This is a genomic window from Hymenobacter montanus, assembly GCF_014699115.1.
GTDB lineage: Bacteria > Bacteroidota > Bacteroidia > Cytophagales > Hymenobacteraceae > Hymenobacter > Hymenobacter montanus.
The window spans coordinates 67,710-87,425 of sequence record NZ_JACXAD010000024.1 but is presented as its reverse complement, the minus strand read 5'-3'; the positions used below and the strand labels follow the sequence as shown (position 1 = coordinate 87,425).

Here is a 19,716-nt window from a genome sequence, read left to right as displayed (position 1 = left end):
ACCAGCACTTTCTCAGTATGGCGCAACTGGCCTGTATTCGGCGTATCCTGCAGCGCCACTTTTCAGACACAGCCTAATATGTAGGAGGTAATCAATAATTGTTCTCTGAGAAAATAAATCTCTTCAAATTACCGCTATCGAATTTTACAGGTCTGATTTAAACCCAAACCCCCGCGCCAGCCAAAGCCGACGCGGGGGTTTCTCTTGTTGCTTAGGCTGCTGCCAAGCTACTACATATTGTTCACAATCTCCTGAGCGAATTCGCTTGTTTTGAGGAGCGTGGCGCCTTCCATCTGACGCTCGAAGTCGTAGGTTACGCGCTTGCTGGCGATGGCGGCTTCGAGGCCTTTGTTGATGAGGGCGGCGGCTTCTTTCCAGCCCAGGTGCTCGAGCATCATCACACCGGAGAGGATGACTGATCCCGGGTTCACCTTGTCCTGGTTGGCGTATTTGGGCGCCGTGCCGTGGGTGGCTTCGAAGATGGCGTGGCCGGTGACGTAGTTGATGTTGGCGCCCGGTGCGATGCCGATGCCGCCCACGATGGCCGCCAGCGCGTCGGAGATGTAGTCGCCGTTCAGGTTCAGGGTGGCTACCACCGAGTAGTCGGCGGGGCGTAGCAGAATCTGCTGCAGGAAAGCATCGGCAATGCTGTCCTTAATGATGAGCTTGCCCTGCTCCTGGGCCTGCTTCTGCAGGGCATCGGCCACGGCCACCCCCTGCTTCGCCACGATTTTGTCGTACTGCGCCCAGGTGAACACCTTGCTGCCGAATTCCTTTTCGGCCAGCTCGTAGCCCCAGGTTTTGAAGGCCCCTTCGGTGAACTTCATGATGTTGCCCTTGTGCACGATGGTCACCGACGGCTTCTTGTGGGCCAGCGCGTAGTTGATGGCGGCGCGCACGAGGCGCTCGGTGCCTTCCTTGCTCACCGGCTTGATGCCGAACGAGGACGACTCGGGGAAGCGAATTTTCTTCACGCCCATCTCGTCCACCAGGAATTCCAGCATCTTCTGGGCCTGGGGCGTGCCGTTCATGTACTCGATACCGGCGTAAATGTCCTCGGTGTTTTCGCGGAAGATGACCATGTCGGTCAGCTCCGGGTGCCGCACCGGCGAGGGCACGCCGTCGTAGTAGCGCACGGGGCGCACGCAGGCGTAGAGGTCGAGCTCCTGGCGCAGGGCCACGTTCAGCGAGCGGATGCCGCCGCCCACGGGGGTGGTCAGGGGGCCTTTGATGCCCACTAAGTAGTCGCGGAAGGCGTCGAGGGTCTCGTTGGGCAGCCAGTTATTCGTGGTCTTGTACGCCTTCTCACCGGCCAGCACTTCCTTCCACATCAACTGTTTTTTGCCCCCGTAGGCCTTCTCGACGGCGGCGTCGAATACAAGTTTGGAAGCCCGCCAGATGTCCGGCCCGGTACCGTCGCCTTCGATGAACGGGATAGTGGGTTTGTCCGGTACGTTCAGCTTGCCGTTTTTGATCGTGATTTTTTGTTCTGCCATTGGGGATTAGTTGTCAGTTAGTAGTTGTCGGTTGTCAGGGAGAAGGAACGCTATTGGCTGTTAGTAGTGGCGGGGCCACCCGGTCATCAGCCTGACAACTGACGACTAGCAGCCAACAACGAAAGATTAATAGCCAAAAACTTCCTTTAGCGTGAGCTGCTGCACTTTACCATATTTGGCGAGTTCCTTGAAATTCAGCCGGTCTTTCGAGCCGATAACGAGAATCACCTGATTCTGTCCTTTAATCTTGGCCGATTGAAACTTCTTTAGCTCGTCGAAGGTCATTTTCTGGGTGCTGGCGTATACGTCGCGGCGCAGGTCGTAGTCGAGGCCGAGGCGGCGGGCGCGCTCGTAGCTCAGCAATACGTTGCCCTTGGTGATGCGCTCGGTGCTGATGCTGTTGCGAATGGCGTTTTTGGCGATTTCCAGGTTAGCCTCGGCCACGGGCATGTCGGTGAGCAGGGCCTCCATACCGGCCATGGCTTCGGGCAGCTTGTCGCTCTGCGTGCCGATATAGCTCACGTTGTAGTTGGAGCGGCCTACCTTGTCGGCGTTGTTGTAGCCGGAATACGCCGAGTAAGCCAGGGCCTTGCTCTCGCGCAGGTCCTGGAACACGATGCTGCCCATGCCGCCCCCGAAATACTCGTTGTAGAGCGCCACGGTGGGGGCCAGATCCTTGTTGTACAGGTCGCCCTTGGTCAGGAACAGGATTTCGGCTTGGACCATGTTGTAATCGATCCAATAGACTTTGCGGTCCTTTAAGGGTTGCTCGGCAAAATCTTTAGCCGCGGGCGCTGGCGTGAGCTTAACCGGCGTGCGGTGCTCCTTTTGCAGCACCTTCACGAGGCCCGGCTGCAGCGGGGAGAGGTTAGGCATCGAAGCACTGGGCGCTACTTCAACGGCCTGGCCTTCGGCTACCAAGGGCCGGGGACCATAATACAGCACCCGGTGCTGATACGTCGGCAGCTTCTTAATCAGAGCGGTGAGTTGCTCAGGCTTCAAAGCCTTCAGCTCTTTCTCGCTGAGAATATTCGTGAAGGGGTTTTTCGGACCGTACTTCACGAAGTTCACCATTGCCTGGCTCAGGATGACGCGCTTTTCCAGCTTGGCATCCTGGCGCGCTTTGAGGGTGCCGGCCACCATATTTTTCAGGGCCGCCGCGTCGGGCTTGGGCGCGTTCAGCAACTGCTCGAACAGTTGCAGGGCCGGCTCCAGGTTGCTGTCCAGGCCGCTCAGCGTCACGAACGTGCGGTCGGCCCCGCTGCTTACGTCGAAGGAGCAGCCGAGCTTGTAGAACTCCTGCTGCAGCTGCGCGGCCGAGTACTTGCCGGTGCCGAGGTATTGTAGGTAGCCCGCCGCCAGCCCCCAGCGGGGGTCGTTGTTAGTGCCAACATCCAGGATGTAGTACAGGTTAAACAAGCCGTTTTCGGCGTTGTGGGTGTAGTACAGCGGCAAGCCGGGCTTTATCTCCGTCTCCTGAATATCCTTCTTGTAGTCGACAAACACCGGCTGCAGCTCCGAGCTGGGCATGGCCGTCAGTTGCTTGTAGTAGGCCGAGGCCGCATCGCGGTTGGCCGGCACGGGCGTGATGGCCGGCTTCACCACCTTCACCTTGTTGGGGTCGACCCCGGTGCGCTTGAACACGGCCACGTAGTTCTCGCCGTAGTTCTCGTTGGCAAACTTCACGATTTCGGCCTTGGTCAGCTTGCCGAAGTCTTCCTGCTGCCGCAGGTAGTCTTTCCAGTCGACGCGCTCAATAAAGGCCTCGTACATGGCCGTGGCGCGGGCCTCGTTGCTTTCGTAGCGCTTGGTGCGCTCCAGCTTCTCGTTGTTGATGATGGCTGGAATCAGCCAGTCGGGGAAGTTGCCGGCTTTTACCTTGGCCAGCTCCCCCAGCAGCAAGCTCTTCACTTGCTCCAGCGTCTGGCCCTGCCGGGGCGTGCCGTAAATAACGTGCGTCGAGTAGTCGTCGTTGAGGTCGGTAAAGGAGGCCGCTTGCAGCACTTTCTGCTGCTGGTTAAGGTCGAGGTCGATAAGGCCGGCCTGGCCATTGGTCAGAATTTTGTCGAGCATGCGCAGGCGCAGGCCGTCGGCGCTGGCTTTGCCGGGCAGGCGGAAGCCCAGCATTACGTTTTCGGACTGCGGGCCCAGGACTTCCCGGACTACCGGGGCCGTGAGCGGCTTTTCGACGGGCGCATTAAAGGCCGGTACCGGCTTGCCCGGCAGCGCGCCAAAGTACTGGTCGATGAGTCGGATAGTAGCGTCGTAATCCAGGTCGCCACTCAAGCACAGGGCCACGTTGCCCGGCACGTAGTACTGGCCGAAGTACTTCTTAATTTCGGTGATGGACGGGTTTTGCAGGTGCTCAATCGTGCCGATGGTCGTCTGCGTACCGTAGGGGTGCGTGGGGTACAGGGCCGCGCTCAGCGCTTCGAACTCTTTGTTGAAGTCGCTATCCAGGCCCCGGTTTTTCTCTTCGTACACTGCTTCCAGCTCGGTGTGGAACAGGCGCGGCACCATTTCCTGGAGCCGCTCGGCCTGGATGGCCACCCATTTCTCTAACTGGTTGCTCGGAATATCTTCCTGGTATACCGTTTCCTCGTTCGACGTATGAGCGTTGGAGCCCTTAGCCCCGATGGCGCCCATTACTTTGTCGTACTCGTTCGGCACGGCGTAGCGGGCGGCCACGCCCGAGATGGAGTCAATCTGGTGGTAGGTGCGCTTGCGGGCCACGGGGTCGTTGCGCTGGCCGCGGTACACTTCGTAGAGGGCTTCGATTTTGTCGAGCTCTACTTTTTCCTTAGCCCAGTCCTGGGTGCCGAGCTTCGAGGTCCCCTTGAACACCATGTGCTCCAGGTAGTGCGCCAGGCCGGTGGCGGTGGCCGGGTCGTTCTTCGAACCGGCCCGCACGGCCAGGTAGGCCTGAATGCGCGGGGCATCTTTGTAATCCGACAGATAAACCGTCAGCCCGTTGGCCAAGTGGTAAATGCGTACTTGCAGGGGGTCGCCGGGCACCGATTCATAGCGATATTCCTTCGGAGCAAGCGGCGCGGCAGGCGCGGTAGCGGAGGCTGCGACGACTGCCGAAGTAGTCGTTGCCGGCTTGCTCGATTGGCACTGCGTAGCCAGACCCAGCAGCGCCAGAGCGGGAAACAGCAGCAAAAAGTTGTTTTTCACGAAGGGTGCGGGAGGGTAGCGAATTTGCTTGAAAGAGCAAAGGTAGCTGGCTGATAGGGGAATAAAAAACGAATTTTTTCCTTATCTTAGCCGATTTTCTCGCGCTGGATACAACCGGGCCCTCATTGCCTTCGGGTTCCCAAACGTTTGCGAATTCCTTCGCGCCAAGTTTCGCCAAGGCCAAGGGGAAGTTTCGCAAAGTGTTCTATCAAACTTCGCGAAACCTCCTCTGCTACCTTAGCGAAACTTGGCGCTTAAAAGTCGGCTTCCAGCCCGAGCCGTTGCTTGGCCTCGCGCAGGGCCGGGAACCGCTCGGCCAGGTATTCGAACTTGTCCGTCGCCGTGTACAGCTTGCGGGCGGTGGGCGCCGCGGCGGCCACGACCGGCTGTACGGTAAGGCGCGGGTTACCGGTCCGGCGGCGCAGCTCGGCCAGGAACTCCACCCGCATCTCGTTGAACTGGTCCACCTGAATGGGGTTGTCCACGCTCAGCTCGATGAGGTGCTCGGCGTTGGCCGTTACCGGCCGGTTCAATACCCAGTATTCGCTCATGCGGTCCTGGGCGCGGCGCTCTTCGGCCAGCTCCTGCCACACGCGCTGCAGCAAGGCGGGGTCGACGGCCGCGACCGGGCCGCTGGGAGCTTGGGGCTCGGCCACCGCGGCGGCCATAGCCGGGCCGGCCGCCAGCTTGTTCTTTAAGTCTTTCAGACTCGGGATTTTACTGGCCAAGCTGGGAATTTTAGCAAAAGCCGCGGCGGGCGTGGGGCGCGGCGCGGGCTCTATCCCTTCAAAGCTGGGCACCCCGATTTCGACGTGCGGCAGCGTGTCACGCATCTGGTGGCGCTCGGTGATGGCCGCGGCGGGCTGCCCCTCAATGCTGGGGGTGTCGTGCAGCTCATCCACGCCATTTGTGACTGGGAGCGGCTCCGGGCCATCGGCGGGGGGAGCCACCCGGCCGGCCGGGACCTCGGCGGCCACTGGCGCCGCGGCCGGCGGCACCACTCGGGGGGCCGGGGGCAGCCCCGCACTAGCGGTCGGCATTGCCCCGGCAGAGGAGTTTGGGGCGGGGTGCTGAGCCGGCGCCCCACCATTGGCCCCCGGCGGGGGCGCTGGGCTGGCCGAGTCGGCGGTGCCGTTTAGGCCGTTATTTTTTTTTTTAGCCTCCCCGTGGTCGGTCGAGCCGGGCGCGGCCGGGTTGAGCTCGCGGACGAACTGCACCGCACTGTTCAGATAAGCCAGCTTCATCAGGGCCAACTCGACGTGCAGGCGCTGGTTTTTGGCTTGCTTGAATTCCCGGTCGCACTGGCTAATCAGGTTCAGGGCCGACAGCAGGAAGGCCAGGGACGCCGCCTGGGCCTGCTGCACGTACTTCTGCTTAATGCCCTCGGACACTTCGAGCAATTGCACGGTTACGGCGTCCTTGCACACGAGCAGGCCGCGCAGGTGCTCGGCGGTGCCCACCACAAAGTTGTGTAGGTCGAAGCCGTTCTGCATCACCTCGTCGAGCAGCAGCAGGGCGGCAGCGAGGTTCTCAGTCAGCAGGCTGTCGACCAGACGGAAATAGTAGTCGTAATCGAGGATGTGCAGGTTTTGCACCACCTCTTTGTACGTCAGCTTGTTGCCGCCGAAGGTGACCATCTGGTCGAACATCGACAGGGCATCGCGCAGGCCGCCGTCGGCTTTTTGCGCCAGCAGGTGCAGGGCATCGTCCTCGGCGCTGACGCCTTCCTGGGTGGCCACGTAGCGCAGGTGCTCGCGCATGTCCTCCACCCGGATGCGGCTGAAGTCGAATATCTGGCAGCGCGACAGGATGGTGGGGATAATCTTGTGGCGCTCGGTGGTGGCCAGGATGAAGATGGCGTAGCCCGGCGGCTCTTCCAACGTTTTAAGGAAGGCGTTGAAGGCCGCGTTCGAGAGCATGTGCACCTCGTCGATGATGTAGATCTTGTACTTGCCGGCCTGCGGAGCGTAGCGCACCTGCTCGACCAGGGAGCGAATGTCCTCCACCGAGTTGTTGGAGGCCGCGTCCAGCTCGTGCACGTTGAAGGAGGCGTTGTCTTGGAAGGCGACGCAGGAAGCACAGGTGCCGCAGGCCTCGGTTTCGGCCGAGAGGCTGGTGCAGTTAATCGTCTTGGCCAGAATGCGGGCGCAGGTGGTTTTGCCCACCCCGCGCGGGCCGCAAAACAAGAACGCCTGGGCCAGGTGCTGGCTCTGGATGGCGTTCTGCAGCGTGGTAGTAACGTGCTGCTGCCCAACCACGCTGCGAAACGTGGAAGGACGGTATTTGCGGGCCGAAACGACGAAATTGTCCATAAGTTCTATCAACAAAGTTACCCAAAGCCGGGCGAAGATTGGGCAAAATGGGAGCGGAAGCCGGCGCGGCGGCGCTGAGAGGACCGAGCCCATCGGAACCGCATCGCCCACTGCCCGACGAAGTATTAAGCCCTGCTGACCAGTGCCCGGTTCCCTCGCTGCCGCAGCGTCGGCTGCCGCCGGCTGGAAACCTTCTCCCCCACCCTGTCGTTTCCATTTCACCGCGTACCTTCGCGGCCGGCTTAGCCTTTCGGGGTGCGGGCGGGAACACGTTCTTTACCATTTGGGGATGACCGGAATTGACAGCTTGCGCAAATCGCGGGTAAGCGTGCCGGGAGTTGGTCGAAGCTCTCCCGTTAAAAAATCGCCCGAAAAACAACCGGCGACTATTCGTACGCCATGGCTGCCTAGTTTAGAATTAGGTAATGCCATCGTTCCGCCCGGGTAAGTTTCTACACCTGGGAGTTCGGAGCGTCGTAAGTAGAAAATAGCCTTCGAAGAGCTGTGATTCGGGGGCGAAGCTCCACTGCAGCTAGGGGAGTCTCAAAGGCCTGATGTGCGCCCGAGGCTTCATGAAAATCCAAGCACAGATACGCACGTAGAAAGCACGTCGATTTCCTTGTCTGGACCAGGGTTCGAATCCCTGCATCTCCACATTAAACCCCGTTTGCAATATGCAGGCGGGGTTTTTGGCTTTATTGATAAAACATTGGTAAAACACCTGCTTGAAATCAGCTCAATGAGTCTCTCCCCTACTCCTTCCTAATTTATCTTTCGCGGCCTTGATAGGTATGCGGAATTTCGCCACGGCCAAACCTACCAGCTCACACCTGATACCTGGGACGATGGCACCGTGACGGGAGTGGTGGGAGAAGGTGAAATAGTTATGGTGCACCACTAACAGGCATCCGGCGCACCCGTTAAGAGGGAAATGCATAGGTCTTTCTCTGTATAACCCCAACCACCACATGAGTGAACAATCCATGATTGAAGCATTCTACGAAGAAATGCTAGGCAAGCACCAACTCAGGAAAGACCACCACTACCATCTGGAAATACCCGATGGTGGTGATGGTTGGCTATTAATTTGGCATACCAACCCCATAACAAAAGTGGCTGTCGAAGCCGGCGAAAATTGCTTTCATCGGTATTTCGACAAGAACAAATAAGCAAAAAGCCCCGACCATCTGGCTGGGACTTTTTTTATCGGTTGGGCAATTATGCCGCGGCCTTCGTGATGATGAGCCGGGCGGGCAGTCGTTCACCTTCAGTCGCTCCCAAGTAGTCTCGGCCGAGCTGTTTGAAAGCGCCGTTCCCTGCAACTACCACGTGAGGCTATTTCACCCAGAGCGTGAGTATTTGAAAGGACTCGGGCGGGCAGTAGAGTAGAGCCGTGGCAGCCACCTGAGTATATAAGCAAAAGTGGCCGTCCGGATGGCATTGACACCCGAACGGCCGCTCTGCGAGTCCAGTTGTACGCCGCGATTTATTCGTGCGAGCGGCGCTTAGGCTATTAGCTTAATATCTACCGTATCACTCGGGTCGAAACTGGCACCTTGTACGTCTACGGTAGCCGTAAAGGAATACTCTGATTTCTCGTTGCTGGCCCAAGCGGCCATTTTGCCCAACGACCCAAGCATGCCACCTTTCTCTTTGAGATGGTCGTTGTTGGACTTGAGCATTTGGAAAGGCAGGGAGAACTCTACCGTTTTGCTTTCGCCGGTTTTCATTGCGAAAGCCTGATCCAGGCGTAGCGAGCCGAGAGTGAACTCCTGCTCCTTCTTATCGTCGCCGCGGCCGGTTTCAAATTTTTCCACCAACTCCAGCTCTATCTTGAGCACCGACTGGTCGCTCTTGGCCGTGATAAGCACCTTACCATTAATGGCCGAATCGGTGGCCCGGAAATGCGGCGGCACCTGCAATTTCACATCGAGGGTACCAAGGCCCATGAACTGTTTGACTTTGTTGAAGAAAGACATGTGAATAGAAGTGAGAGGTGAGAAGTGAGACGGGAAAAGAAGGTGAACCACGCAAACGAGCTACTTAGCCCTCGCGCCGGCTACTTACTTAGAGCGTGTATGCTCTTTCCAGCGAGTTGAGGCAGCTTTTTCGGCTGGCGGGGTTGCCTCTAACCCATAGTGTAGTCCCTCCGAGACCGAGAGTGCCGTAGCGGGCTTCTTTGCGCCTCGGCCTTTTTCGGCAGTACTCAAAACGGACGCAAGTGCATAATACGCTCCAGGGTGCATTCGGCGGCAGTGTGGCTATGTCCAACGGCCCGTATTTGCTGCCGCATTAGCTGGGGACGCGGGAAATAATTGTAGGAGTAGTGTCAGCTTTGTTTGTCGCGGCAAGTATTGTCGATGGTTTTGAGACTTTGTGCAATGACACTGCAAGCTTATTTCTACGATGCGGCAGATTGGTACGATGCGACGAGTATTTTGTTCAGGAGATGGGGCGAAGTTAGGAGAGCACTGGGGAATATTCAAAAAATGAACTACCCAGCTATGCTGGCGAGGTGGCTTAGAAGTGTTGGCGCGGGGCCTCTTTTCACCAAGCCCGACCCACTACAAGCGGCTTGTACCATATATATATCTTAGAATAAGAAATAGTCACGTGAGCAGCTTTCTTTAGGCAGTCCAGCTTCTTCTTGATGCGGTAGTAAGCAATCTATTCGCTATCAGCCTAGATATTGAGCACATTGGCAAGGCCCCTATTGGTCAGGTTGGGCTTCAGATACGCGCATTGCCTGAACTCATTGGGGGTGAGGCTGAGATGCTACTGGCCCAGCAACTCGAAGAACTGCGGCTGAATCTTCTTGAAGCACAGGCTCAGGTTTTCCTTACGATGCCAGACACTGGCAGCATGGTCGACCGGCTCCTGAGCCGACCTGGCAAGTAGCCCCGTGCGGGAGCCTTTTCGCGCTCCAGCCAGCGCTGCGACATGCGACGGCTACGGGCCAGGGGAATGGCTATGACAACATGCTACCGGGTACCCCCATACCAAATCCTTTTGGAGCCGTTTCGAAGCCTAACTACCCAACGGCGGGAGCTTTCCTGGCTTGGCCGAAGCCCGGCTCGCAATCCACCACCATGTAGGCTATTACAATGCCAAGCTCCACCATTCTCCTATTATTCTACTTTATTATCAATAACTTATAAAATCAACAATGGATATACCCTAACCCTACCCAGCTTGGCTATATTATTTTATTTTTTTCATAATTTGTTATATCCATTCCATTCCATACCTTCACGGCCTACCTACTTAAGGCAGGCTATACATAAGCATTAAAGTACAGCTGCCTTGGTGCACAAACCACCGAGATCCACCTCTTATCGGGAGCTACTTCTAATACGCGCCGATACCTTTCAGTTCAAGGCAACGCTTGCTCAAGGTTAATGCCGACCTCGTTCAGTATACAGTTCACTTACCAATAACTAACCTATGGCAGCCCAAACTTTCTGCGTATTGCCGACTACCGATATTCATTTGGTATCTTCTATATCTCAGATGAGCTCTTTCAGTCTGGATACATTAATCTCTGCTAATGGGAATGTAGTAGACATGACCAAACTCAGCTATTCAGATTTCAACCCGAACATCGTCACTGTCACAAAGGACACTGTCCATAATAAAACGGTTATCACTGCTTTGGCTGACGGTCATACAATGTGTCGCGTAAGATACTCAGACGGTGGAATTACGCATGAATGCCTGCTGAGTATATCAATTCATCCAGGCGTTAGTAAATTCTGGCTCGGGTCTGATAAGATCACCATTCATACCGGAGCCAGTTATCATGGATATGTTGTCAGTGTATTTGCGAAATTCAGCGATAATGAAATTGCAGATATTACATATCATCCTTATCTGTCCTATGTTCCAGATGGAATAAGTACTAATACCAATAAATGCACTGTTAGTAATCATATCATTAAAAGCACAACCGCAGTAACTGGAAATTCGAGCGTGCAGACGAAGATTAGCATCTCCCTTAATGGGTTGAGCTCGTTGCCCGCACAGGATGTAAATGTAGATATTAAGAAGGCTTTTAACAGCAAGCGTGAAATATTAGAAAAGGTCTACAAAGGTATTTCTACGTCCACACATGTAAATATTCTTATACTCAGCGATGGGTTCTTAAATAAAGCTGATTTCGAAATATATAGAACAATGTTGGTGCAGCAACTAACTGAGAATAGTTTATTTTCTCCGTATCATCTGGTTAGGGATAATATGACCATTTGGTCTGCGTTTGAACCCTCAAACGATATGGCAGAAGGTATAACCGTATCGCATGCAATCAACACGGAAGATAGTTATTATCCTGATCTAGAAGAAGGAAGCGGCAACTACCTGTATCAGTTGATCAATCTCGTTGGGTTACCAAATAGTTCTTCGCCGGCCAATCTGAACGACGCGCTGGCTAGCTGGGCGAGTATTCCTGGATTCGTACCAACATCACTAACGCTGGATGTTTTTAATGCATGGAAAAGTAAAAATACTATAAAGGGTTTCGTCGCGACAAAGGATACGGAGATGGGCATATCTATAGGAAAACGCCTTGGGGATAAGATTGAATCTACCAGAGTTGGCACTACACCTCAGAGTGTCTACGCTTGGTACAGGCCCACACAGCAACAGCGAATAATCGAATTTGATAGAAGAAGGTATCCACAAAAAAACCATATGGCTTATGGTGCGTTTGCAAATAAGATCATCCTGGCGCAAAATGCGACTCAGCCTACTATTCAGACATCCAGTCCGCTTGACACCTACTTTTCATCTCTTAAATACCTGGATTCTTCACTAAGCACGCCATCTAATGGCACTGAATACAATATTGGTAATAACTGGAATATTATCGGAAAAGACCGAAGGCTGGTCATATTCCTGTGTAATCACTATAAAGCAGCCGGACAGTCAATAGTCAGTGGGTGGATTGTTCCTTCGCCTGTTAATAAGGCATTTTATTTGGGCGGAGTAGGGGCTACTTTAGGTACCAGAAAAGACTACGTTATCACTTCTGGGTCTATTATCACAGAGAAATTAAACGATAATGTCAATACAGCTGTCCTATCCAACGAAATCGACAAATTTCGAGTTGTCAGTACATTCGCTCATGAATTAATGCACGCCCTAGGATTAAAAGATGAATATGAAGGTGGAGAAACACGTACTATCATTCAGAATCAGAATGATAAGGATAACGTAGATTCTGAATGCAATACCTGCACCTTTGATAAAATCATGAAAGCGGGTACTGACCCTCTTAATAAAAAAATAGACCCGGATAAGATAAAGTGGAATTTTAGAAGAATTGCTTTTTCTTCTATGACTATAACAGATGCAACAAATACTGGCTTGAATATTACCGTAAAAGTTGAGCCTTTCGAAGCATCAAAATGGAAATCAATAAAAGATTATAAAGATGCTACAAACAACCCGGTCGTATTACCTCTTTATCTGAGATCGGGTCTGTATGATCCTAGCGAACCTGGGCTTTTTTTTGAGTTGAAGATAGAACAAATCACAAATATAACTGGCAATATAATTACCCTTAAAGTAGACAGTTCTGATTCGTCGAAAATTACCAATAATATTGGCAAGCTAAAGCAAGGAAGTTGCATCTATATGCCTAAGAGATATCAAAATGACTACGATCCAAGCAAGCCAGAGCTTCGTCTCATAAATCCTAGAGTATTTGAATATTTGCATATTTCTAATTTATCATTTGCGCCATCCTATTGTGCTGTTGGGTACGATGGCCCTGAGTTCCCGGAATCAGATTCGAATATAAATCTGGCAACAACAACAGCATCATCAATTTATCCGGAATTTTCATCACCTAAAAATCGATTTCTTGTCACTGCTATATATGAAGGCGGAGCCGTGTGGAACTGCAATGTTTTTAGGGGCAATGGATGGTCGATATTAAGGCAGATATTAATGCATAGGCATTTTAGTCTATTTAATGTCGACAGCCCAGATCTAGACCCTTTGGAAGCACCTAAAAGCTCTTCTGAAATGACTACTGTGTATGCAGCATTTGACATGATCGCAAAGTATTATCTTGTTTCCATCATTTATCCTACAGCGCTGGAAAAGCTAGATAGCCTTGAATATAAGATCACAGATAATACTGATCTCTCTCACTAGAAATTAAGCCTGCTTTCATGTCTAAAAATAACACAATTGATCAGATTTCGGTAGAGGTGAGTAAGGCACTTACTCCCCTAAAGACATATGTATCGTCACCGGAAGATTTTTCAGTATTCATGCGACAGTTGGGCTGGAATATGCAATCCATACCTGCCCCAATCGTCGGAATCGCTACTGATATTGATAATGTAATCAGCGAGCTTGATGTAATAATTGGCGGGAATGCGACAAGCTCTGATTATATTAATTTGAGGAACGCTGTATCAAGTGCGACTCAGAATATACGCAATCTTTCTAACAGCACCTACGATCTAATACTGACAGCGGAAAACTTTGCGTCTAAATTCCCACAACAAATTCTCGATTATATAGTAATTAATCACATAAATTTAAATCATTATGCAGTATCTGCAATACTTGAATTTCTAGGAATTATTACCTACACGCCAATACAGGCAACAGCTAACCGACCTTTTTACATATTAAAAGAGATACGATGGACGCGTATAAGCCATCTTTTTTCACAGCCTCAAGTCTTTTTTCAGGATACCTATAGCTGGGGAACAAATAATTTTGATTCCGACCTTCTTTTTAAGAATCTGGCGAAATTAGTATCCCTTTTCGGTATTTACCCAACGCTTGAAGAAGAAGGAAATGAGATATTTCATGCTTTAGGCCCTAATTCAAATTCAAATCATTACAATAATTATTCATTAAGTCTATCTTTATTTGATTTAATGAATAATAATTTGCATCTGAGAGGCAATCTTCGCCTGATTTCTCTTCCTGCCGATGGCACCTCTCTTCCCGGCCTGGGTCTATTGCCGGTAGTGATTGGCGGCATGCAGAATAACATTGAGATTTCACACAATATAAGGTTGACCGTTGGAGCCAACCTTGACATTACCGGCGGTGTAGTACTTGTTAAACGTCCTCAGGAACCGTTCGTTGTCAAGACAGGCTTTGGCGCAGGAAGTCTTTCTATAGTTACCGGCAGTTTTGATATTGCACTTGTAAATGAAAATAGACAGCCAACCATAGTAATCGGCACAGCGGATGGCTCTAGAATTGAGTATGAAAAGTTAAGTATTGGCGTTCATTTTGAGGTAAATTCTAGTAGTAAGAATGAATTGAGGTTTGAAATAGACCTGAAAGGACTCAAGCTTGTCATCAGCAAGACCAATAGTGACAGTTTTGTAAACAAGATATTACCTGAGAATGGTATTGCAGTTGAAGCCGATCTTACTTTAGGGTATTCTACTCTGCGAGGATTTTACTTTCAGGGATCAGGTGGCTTGGAATATCAATTACCGACTCACGTAAAGCTGGGACCGGTTTCCATTGACAATATTTTGCTATCGTTAAAATATTCGGGCTCCCTTCGCATAGCTACAACTGCTGATTTTAGCGTAAGCCTTGGGCCGTTAGAACTGGTTGTCAAGAATATCGGCATGAAGGGTTCGGTTATTCTCGGTAGCGGTGGCATTGGTGGTATTGGCTTTAACTTGGGTTTCAAACCACCGACCGGTGTCGGCATTCAGGTAAAAGCCAGCACTGTAACAGGTGGCGGCTTCTTGAATTACGATGAAGATAAGTTCACCTACACCGGCGGCCTCGAACTTAAATTCTCAAAAATTTCTCTCTCCGCAATCGGCATTCTTACGACCAAAATGCCGGATGGTAGCAATGGCTATTCGCTATTAATTATTATCACCGCTGAATTCACCCCGATTCAGCTCGGGATGGGCTTCACCCTGAATGGCGTAGGCGGATTATTGGGGCTGCACCGGACCATCAACGTAGAGCGCCTGAAATCCGGCGTAAAAGACAAGACCTTAGACAGCATTCTCTTCCCGCACGACATAGTTAAGAATGCGAGTGCCATTATCAGTAATCTCAGCCAGGTCTTCCCCGTCAAGAAAGACCGGTTCCTGATTGGCCCGATGGCCAAACTCGGCTGGGGCACCCCGACGCTGATAACCATCGAGCTGGGCGTCATTATCGAAATGCCCAGTCCGATACTGCTGGCCATCGTAGGCATCGTAAAAGTGATATTGCCTGCGGAGGCCAGCCCGGTGTTGAAGCTGCAAATCAATTTTGTCGGCATCGTTGACTTTGAAAAGAAGCAGCTTTCCTTCGATGCCTCGCTGTATGACTCTTCCCTCCTCTCATTTCCCCTGACGGGGGATATGGCACTGAGGCTTTACTGGGGAGAGAAGCCCAATTTCTTGATGTCGGTTGGCGGTTTTCACCCCAAGTTTACCCCGCCGCCCATGAACCTGCCTCAACTGCAGCGGCTGGCGCTGCAGTTGGCGAAGAGCGATAACCTGAGCATCCGGGTGGAGACATACTTTGCCATCACCTCTAACTCGGTCCAGTTTGGCGCGCGGGTAGATGCGCGGGCCCGCGCCTGGAAGATTGAAGCGATTGGCGCCTTGTGGTTCGACATCCTGTTCCAATTCTCGCCCTTCCATTTCACCGCGGACATGGGGGCGATGTTTGAGATCAGAAAGGGCGGCGACTGCATCCTGTCTATCTACATGAGCCTTACGCTGGAAGGGCCGGGTCCGTGGCGGGTGCAGGGAGAAGGCAGTTTCAAGATTGCCTTCGTTAAAGTGCACGTATCATTCGATAAGACCTTTGGGCAGGCGCAAACGGAAACCATTGCCCCCGTTACCATCCACCAGAAGCTGATAGATGCCATCCAGAGCAAGGATAACTGGCAGGTGATCGGGCCCGATAGAAGCCACCAGGTAACCGCCTTCCGGGATATCACGGGTACCACCGGCAGTAACTTAGTCGTTGATCCGTTCGGCACCCTGGTTCTCAGCCAGAAGGTAGCCCCCATGGGCATCAGGCTGGCTAAGTTTGGTACCTCAGCCATTAGCGATGTTAACCAGTTCCAGATTTCCGGCGTCACCGTAGGCACCGGTGGCAACACGGTACCGCTGGGCTTCCAGCGGGTCAAGGATTTCTTCGCGCCCAACTCCTTCTTCTACCTCACCGACGACGAGAAGCTCTCCAAAGACAGCTATGAAAAGTACGATAGCGGCGTAAGCATCGGAGCCAGCAGCGAGATTCAGGCCGACTATTTCGTTCATAAGGAGATTGCCTATGATGAAATTATCCTGGACAGCCGGCAGCGCATAAAATTCCAGACCAGCCTGCTTAGCAAGGCAGAATTTGCGCTGCACACCATGGATAATTACATCACCGCGGCAACGATATCTGACACCCGGAAGAATACGCCGTTCGGCGGCCCTGCCAAGCTTGCCGTGCAGGACTTTGGCTATGTTATCGCCGATAAGAATACCCTTTCCCAGGCGGGCGGGTATCAGGCGTTCGGCAGCAAAACAGAAGCGGATATATTCTTGAACGGCCTCGCAGGCTCCCCCGGCTACAACGACTACATGGTTGTTCACCTTTCAGAAATTTAACTTTCATGAGTGCTTATTACAGCTTTTTACCGCACATTCGCCAGGGCCTGGCCGGTGAGATCAGCATCCCCGACGACCTCTACGGCTCCAGCCCTGCTACCCGTGACCGGGTAACGCTCCCCGTGAACCTGACGGTACAGGAAACCAGCGTGTCGGGAAGCGCCGGCAACTCAGTGGTTACCCAGCAGGTAAGCCTGAAAGGGCCGGGCGATATTATCGGCATCAATGGCAGCGCAATAGTCAAAGCCTACCCGAAAGACTGGACGACCAATTTTGAGCCCAACTACCTGCCTTACATCGAATTTTACGATGAGGATTTTCCCTGGCGGTATACGCCGGCCAAAGCCGTATTAGATGCCGGCAATGAAAATCGTTTCCGGCTTCGCCCCTGGATCAGCCTGATTGTATTAAAAGAAACCGAGTTTACCGACGAGGCATTTAATGGCATTCTTTCTTCGATTGCGGTCAATGTAAATGGCGGTGGGGCCTTCCCAAGCGAAAAGCAGACCTGGGCCTGGGCGCATGTGCACGTGAACGACGACTTGGGAACTTACGCCACTGGTACGGGCAGCACCAATATCGACCCCAACCTTGTGGTTTCGAGTGTTACCTCTTCTTCAGCAAGCAATCCCAACAGCCTGATTAATAAGCTAAAGTCCAACCCTGATATTGCGGTTTCCAGAATTTTATGCCCGCGAAGACTAGAGCCCAACACCAGCTACCATGCGTTCCTGATCCCAACTTTTGAGATTGGCCGAAAAGCGGGTTTAGGTCAGACGGTCAATCCTACTGATGATAGTCTGAAGCCTTCCTGGACGGGCGGTGCGGTACAAAAAAGCTTCCCGGTATATTATCGCTGGTTCTTTAAAACGGGGGTAAGCGGTGACTTTGAATCCCTGGTTCGCTTACTGAAGCCAAAGATCGTAGGAAATGATGTGGGCAAACGGGCCATTGACCTGCAATTGCCCGGCAACCCGCTGTTAGAGACTCAAGCCATAAACAATGATACGCCTGACACCATCGGCTTGCAGGGGGTGCTTAAACCCCCGGGGCAAGTGCCGGATCCCTGGAATGAGCCAAACCCATTTTCCGCAGCCCTTAAAATCTTACTGAACAATCCGGCGGGAGCGCAGAGCGGAAGCCCCGATCCTATTCTCGGCCCGCCGATTTACGGGCAATGGCATGTCCAGATCAGCACGCTTACTGGTAATCCCTCGGCCGATTGGATTCATAAAGTGAACCTAGACCCCCGGTACCGGGTATTCGCGGGAATCGGCGCCGAAGTTGTCCGTAAAAACCAGGACAAATACATGGATATTGCCTGGGCGCAAATCGGCGAGGTGCTGGAGGCTAATAGAAAACTGCGGCAGATGCAGTTGGCGATGCAAGCCAGCCAACTGATGCATAACCGGCATGTAAAGAGCCTGAGTGACGAGCTGGTGGTAAATATCGCAGCGCCGGTCCATACCAAAGTGAAAGCGACCGCCCAAACTGTTTATAAGGACATCGCCGATAGTGTGCTACCCAATGCCATGTTTTCCGGGGCTTTCCGCCGGATCACCAATCCGGGCAGTCCGTTAGCCCGGGGGATGGCCAGTAATGGCGCATCCATAAACACGGCCAGCCTTATTAATGATGTGAACAACGGTACCGCGGCTACCGCGTTTGCGTATACGCCGCCCGCTGGCATGTCGAGCCTTACCATCCTACCGCCCAGCAGCTACACCCCTGGCTATGCCAGCTCTATACCGCCCAGCTCCTCATTCCTACTCACCCCGCCCGGCTCAAGCTATCCGCCGGCTAGCTATAACCCGGCCAACCCGCCCAGCCCGTCCGCACAGGCATTTTTAGGAGCGGTTGTACCAACCTTTGCCGCGGTGAGTACCATTCCCCCGTATGTGTTCTCGGCGGGGGCTTCTCTGAACCTGGCCGGTAAGGCCGCGGATATAAAATCAAAGTTAGAGCCATCGGTAACCGTAACGGAGCTGGCGCAAAAGCAGATTAGGCTGGTTGATCCATTCACCGGCCTTGGTACGGTAATAGGCAGTTTAGACCCGGTACTCGCAGCACCGAAGATAAACCTGCCGGTATATAAGGAGCTGGCCAGCATTTCCACCGAATGGCTGATGCCGGGCCTCAATACAATTCCGGATAACTCCATGAGCCTGCTGGAGATGAACCAGGATTGTATCGAAGCGTTCATGCTCGGGGCGAATTATGAAATGGCCAGAGAGCTTGTCTGGAGAGGCTATCCTACCGATCAGCGAGGCACCTATTTTTCATTCTTCTGGGGATACAGCAGTTCATTAAGCAGCGTACCCAGCTCGGCCACGCCGCTTAATAACCTGCGGGACATCTTTGATATTCATGACTGGAAGATCACCCTCGGCGCTAGCAGCTCGCTTACGCCACTAGGCCAGAACAGCCCCCGCCTGCGAAGCTTAGGCCCTAACGCCACGATGCTCATCCTGACGATCAGGGGTGAATTATTCCGTCGCTATCCGGGCTGCCGAGTATTTCTGCAAAAGGCGAAGTGGACATACAGCCCCGCTGCCACCCCGGCGCCCTACCTGAACCGGCCAAGGGTACCCGATACCAGCGGCTTGAGCAGTGCTATTATAGCGCCCGTTTTTTCGGCGGAAATCGCCCCTGACATATACTTTTTGGGCTTCCCCGTCGATACAACTACCATCAAGGGCCGAACGACCGATGACCTGCAGCCGGGCTACTTCTTTGTGTTTCAGGAGCAGGCGGGCGAAGTAAAGTTTGGCGCTGATGAGATGGATCAACCACTTAGCAGCTATACCTCCCAAATCCCGGTAGACCCGAGCAGCGGGCTTTCCTACGCCACCTGGAATAACCTTAACTGGGGAAATATTCAGCAAGCAGCAGGTAGCAGCAACTACGATGGCTACATCTACCTCAATTCATCGGCAGATATAACCCTGCAATCCGTCGCCAACCCGCCCGATGGGGTGCGGTGGGGCCGCAATTCAGCGAGCATGGCTTATACCTTACTGCAATTACCGGTAAAGCTGTACGTGCACGCGAAAGAATTGATTGCCTGATCAATAATAACGTTAATCTCACCGAAGAAGCTCAAATAGCCGCCATTTGACTTCTAAAAAAATA

At 52.9% G+C, this 19,716-nt stretch carries 8 protein-coding genes and 1 other RNA gene; 5 read left to right on the top strand and 4 right to left on the bottom strand.

The features are described 5' to 3' along the window. Positions 1-230 precede the first annotated feature (230 nt). The 3 genes from icd to IC235_RS18455 form a co-directional block, all read right to left on the bottom strand. Complete coding sequence (gene icd / locus IC235_RS18465; RefSeq protein ID WP_191006683.1) at positions 231-1,496, bottom strand: NADP-dependent isocitrate dehydrogenase; 1,266 nt, start codon at positions 1,494-1,496, stop codon at positions 231-233. Between the two features lie 126 nt (positions 1,497-1,622). Then, complete coding sequence (locus tag IC235_RS18460) at positions 1,623-4,673, bottom strand: M16 family metallopeptidase (protein WP_317173607.1); 3,051 nt, start codon at positions 4,671-4,673, stop codon at positions 1,623-1,625. Between the two features lie 254 nt (positions 4,674-4,927). Continuing rightward, on the bottom strand, positions 4,928-6,985 hold the full coding sequence (locus IC235_RS18455; protein ID WP_191006682.1) for a DNA polymerase III subunit gamma/tau: 2,058 nt from the start codon (positions 6,983-6,985) through the stop codon (positions 4,928-4,930). Between the two features lie 285 nt (positions 6,986-7,270). Between IC235_RS18455 and ssrA the strand changes: the two genes are divergently transcribed. Together ssrA and IC235_RS18445 are read left to right on the top strand one after the other, a co-directional pair. Next, positions 7,271-7,642: a transfer-messenger RNA gene (gene ssrA, locus IC235_RS18450) on the top strand. Positions 7,643-7,953: 311 nt separating this feature from the next. Next, positions 7,954-8,154, top strand: a complete 201-nt coding sequence (locus tag IC235_RS18445) for a hypothetical protein (RefSeq protein ID WP_191006681.1) — start codon at positions 7,954-7,956, stop codon at positions 8,152-8,154. A gap of 336 nt (positions 8,155-8,490) precedes the next feature. Here IC235_RS18445 and IC235_RS18440 read toward each other — a convergent pair whose 3' ends face one another. Further along, positions 8,491-8,964 carry a sporulation protein gene (locus IC235_RS18440; protein ID WP_191006680.1) on the bottom strand — a complete coding sequence of 158 codons (474 nt, stop codon included), beginning with the start codon at positions 8,962-8,964 and terminating at the stop codon, positions 8,491-8,493. 1,465 nt (positions 8,965-10,429) lie between these two features. Between IC235_RS18440 and IC235_RS18435 the strand changes: the two genes are divergently transcribed. From IC235_RS18435 to IC235_RS18425, 3 genes are read left to right on the top strand one after another with little or no spacing between them, the layout of a single operon-like run. Then, a complete protein-coding gene (locus IC235_RS18435; RefSeq protein WP_191006679.1) occupies positions 10,430-13,144 on the top strand; it encodes a hypothetical protein in 2,715 nt (904 codons plus the stop codon). A 17-nt stretch (positions 13,145-13,161) separates the two neighbouring features. Then, positions 13,162-16,584, top strand: a complete 3,423-nt coding sequence (locus IC235_RS18430) for a DUF6603 domain-containing protein (protein ID WP_191006678.1) — start codon at positions 13,162-13,164, stop codon at positions 16,582-16,584. Between the two features lie 5 nt (positions 16,585-16,589). Next, a complete protein-coding gene (locus IC235_RS18425; protein WP_191006677.1) occupies positions 16,590-19,652 on the top strand; it encodes a hypothetical protein in 3,063 nt (1,020 codons plus the stop codon). Positions 19,653-19,716: the final 64 nt, after the last annotated feature.

Bases quoted from the DNA above. Each gene is read 5' to 3' on its own strand.
- IC235_RS18425 (WP_191006677.1), top strand. From the start codon at position 16,590: ATGAGTGCTTATTACAGCTTTTTACCGCACATTCGCCAGGGCCTGGCC.
- IC235_RS18430 (WP_191006678.1), top strand. From the start codon at position 13,162: ATGTCTAAAAATAACACAATTGATCAGATTTCGGTAGAGGTGAGTAAG.
- icd (WP_191006683.1), bottom strand. From the start codon at position 1,496: ATGGCAGAACAAAAAATCACGATCAAAAACGGCAAGCTGAACGTACCG.
- IC235_RS18445 (WP_191006681.1), top strand. From the start codon at position 7,954: ATGAGTGAACAATCCATGATTGAAGCATTCTACGAAGAAATGCTAGGC.
- IC235_RS18440 (WP_191006680.1), bottom strand. From the start codon at position 8,964: ATGTCTTTCTTCAACAAAGTCAAACAGTTCATGGGCCTTGGTACCCTC.
- IC235_RS18455 (WP_191006682.1), bottom strand. From the start codon at position 6,985: ATGGACAATTTCGTCGTTTCGGCCCGCAAATACCGTCCTTCCACGTTT.
- IC235_RS18435 (WP_191006679.1), top strand. From the start codon at position 10,430: ATGGCAGCCCAAACTTTCTGCGTATTGCCGACTACCGATATTCATTTG.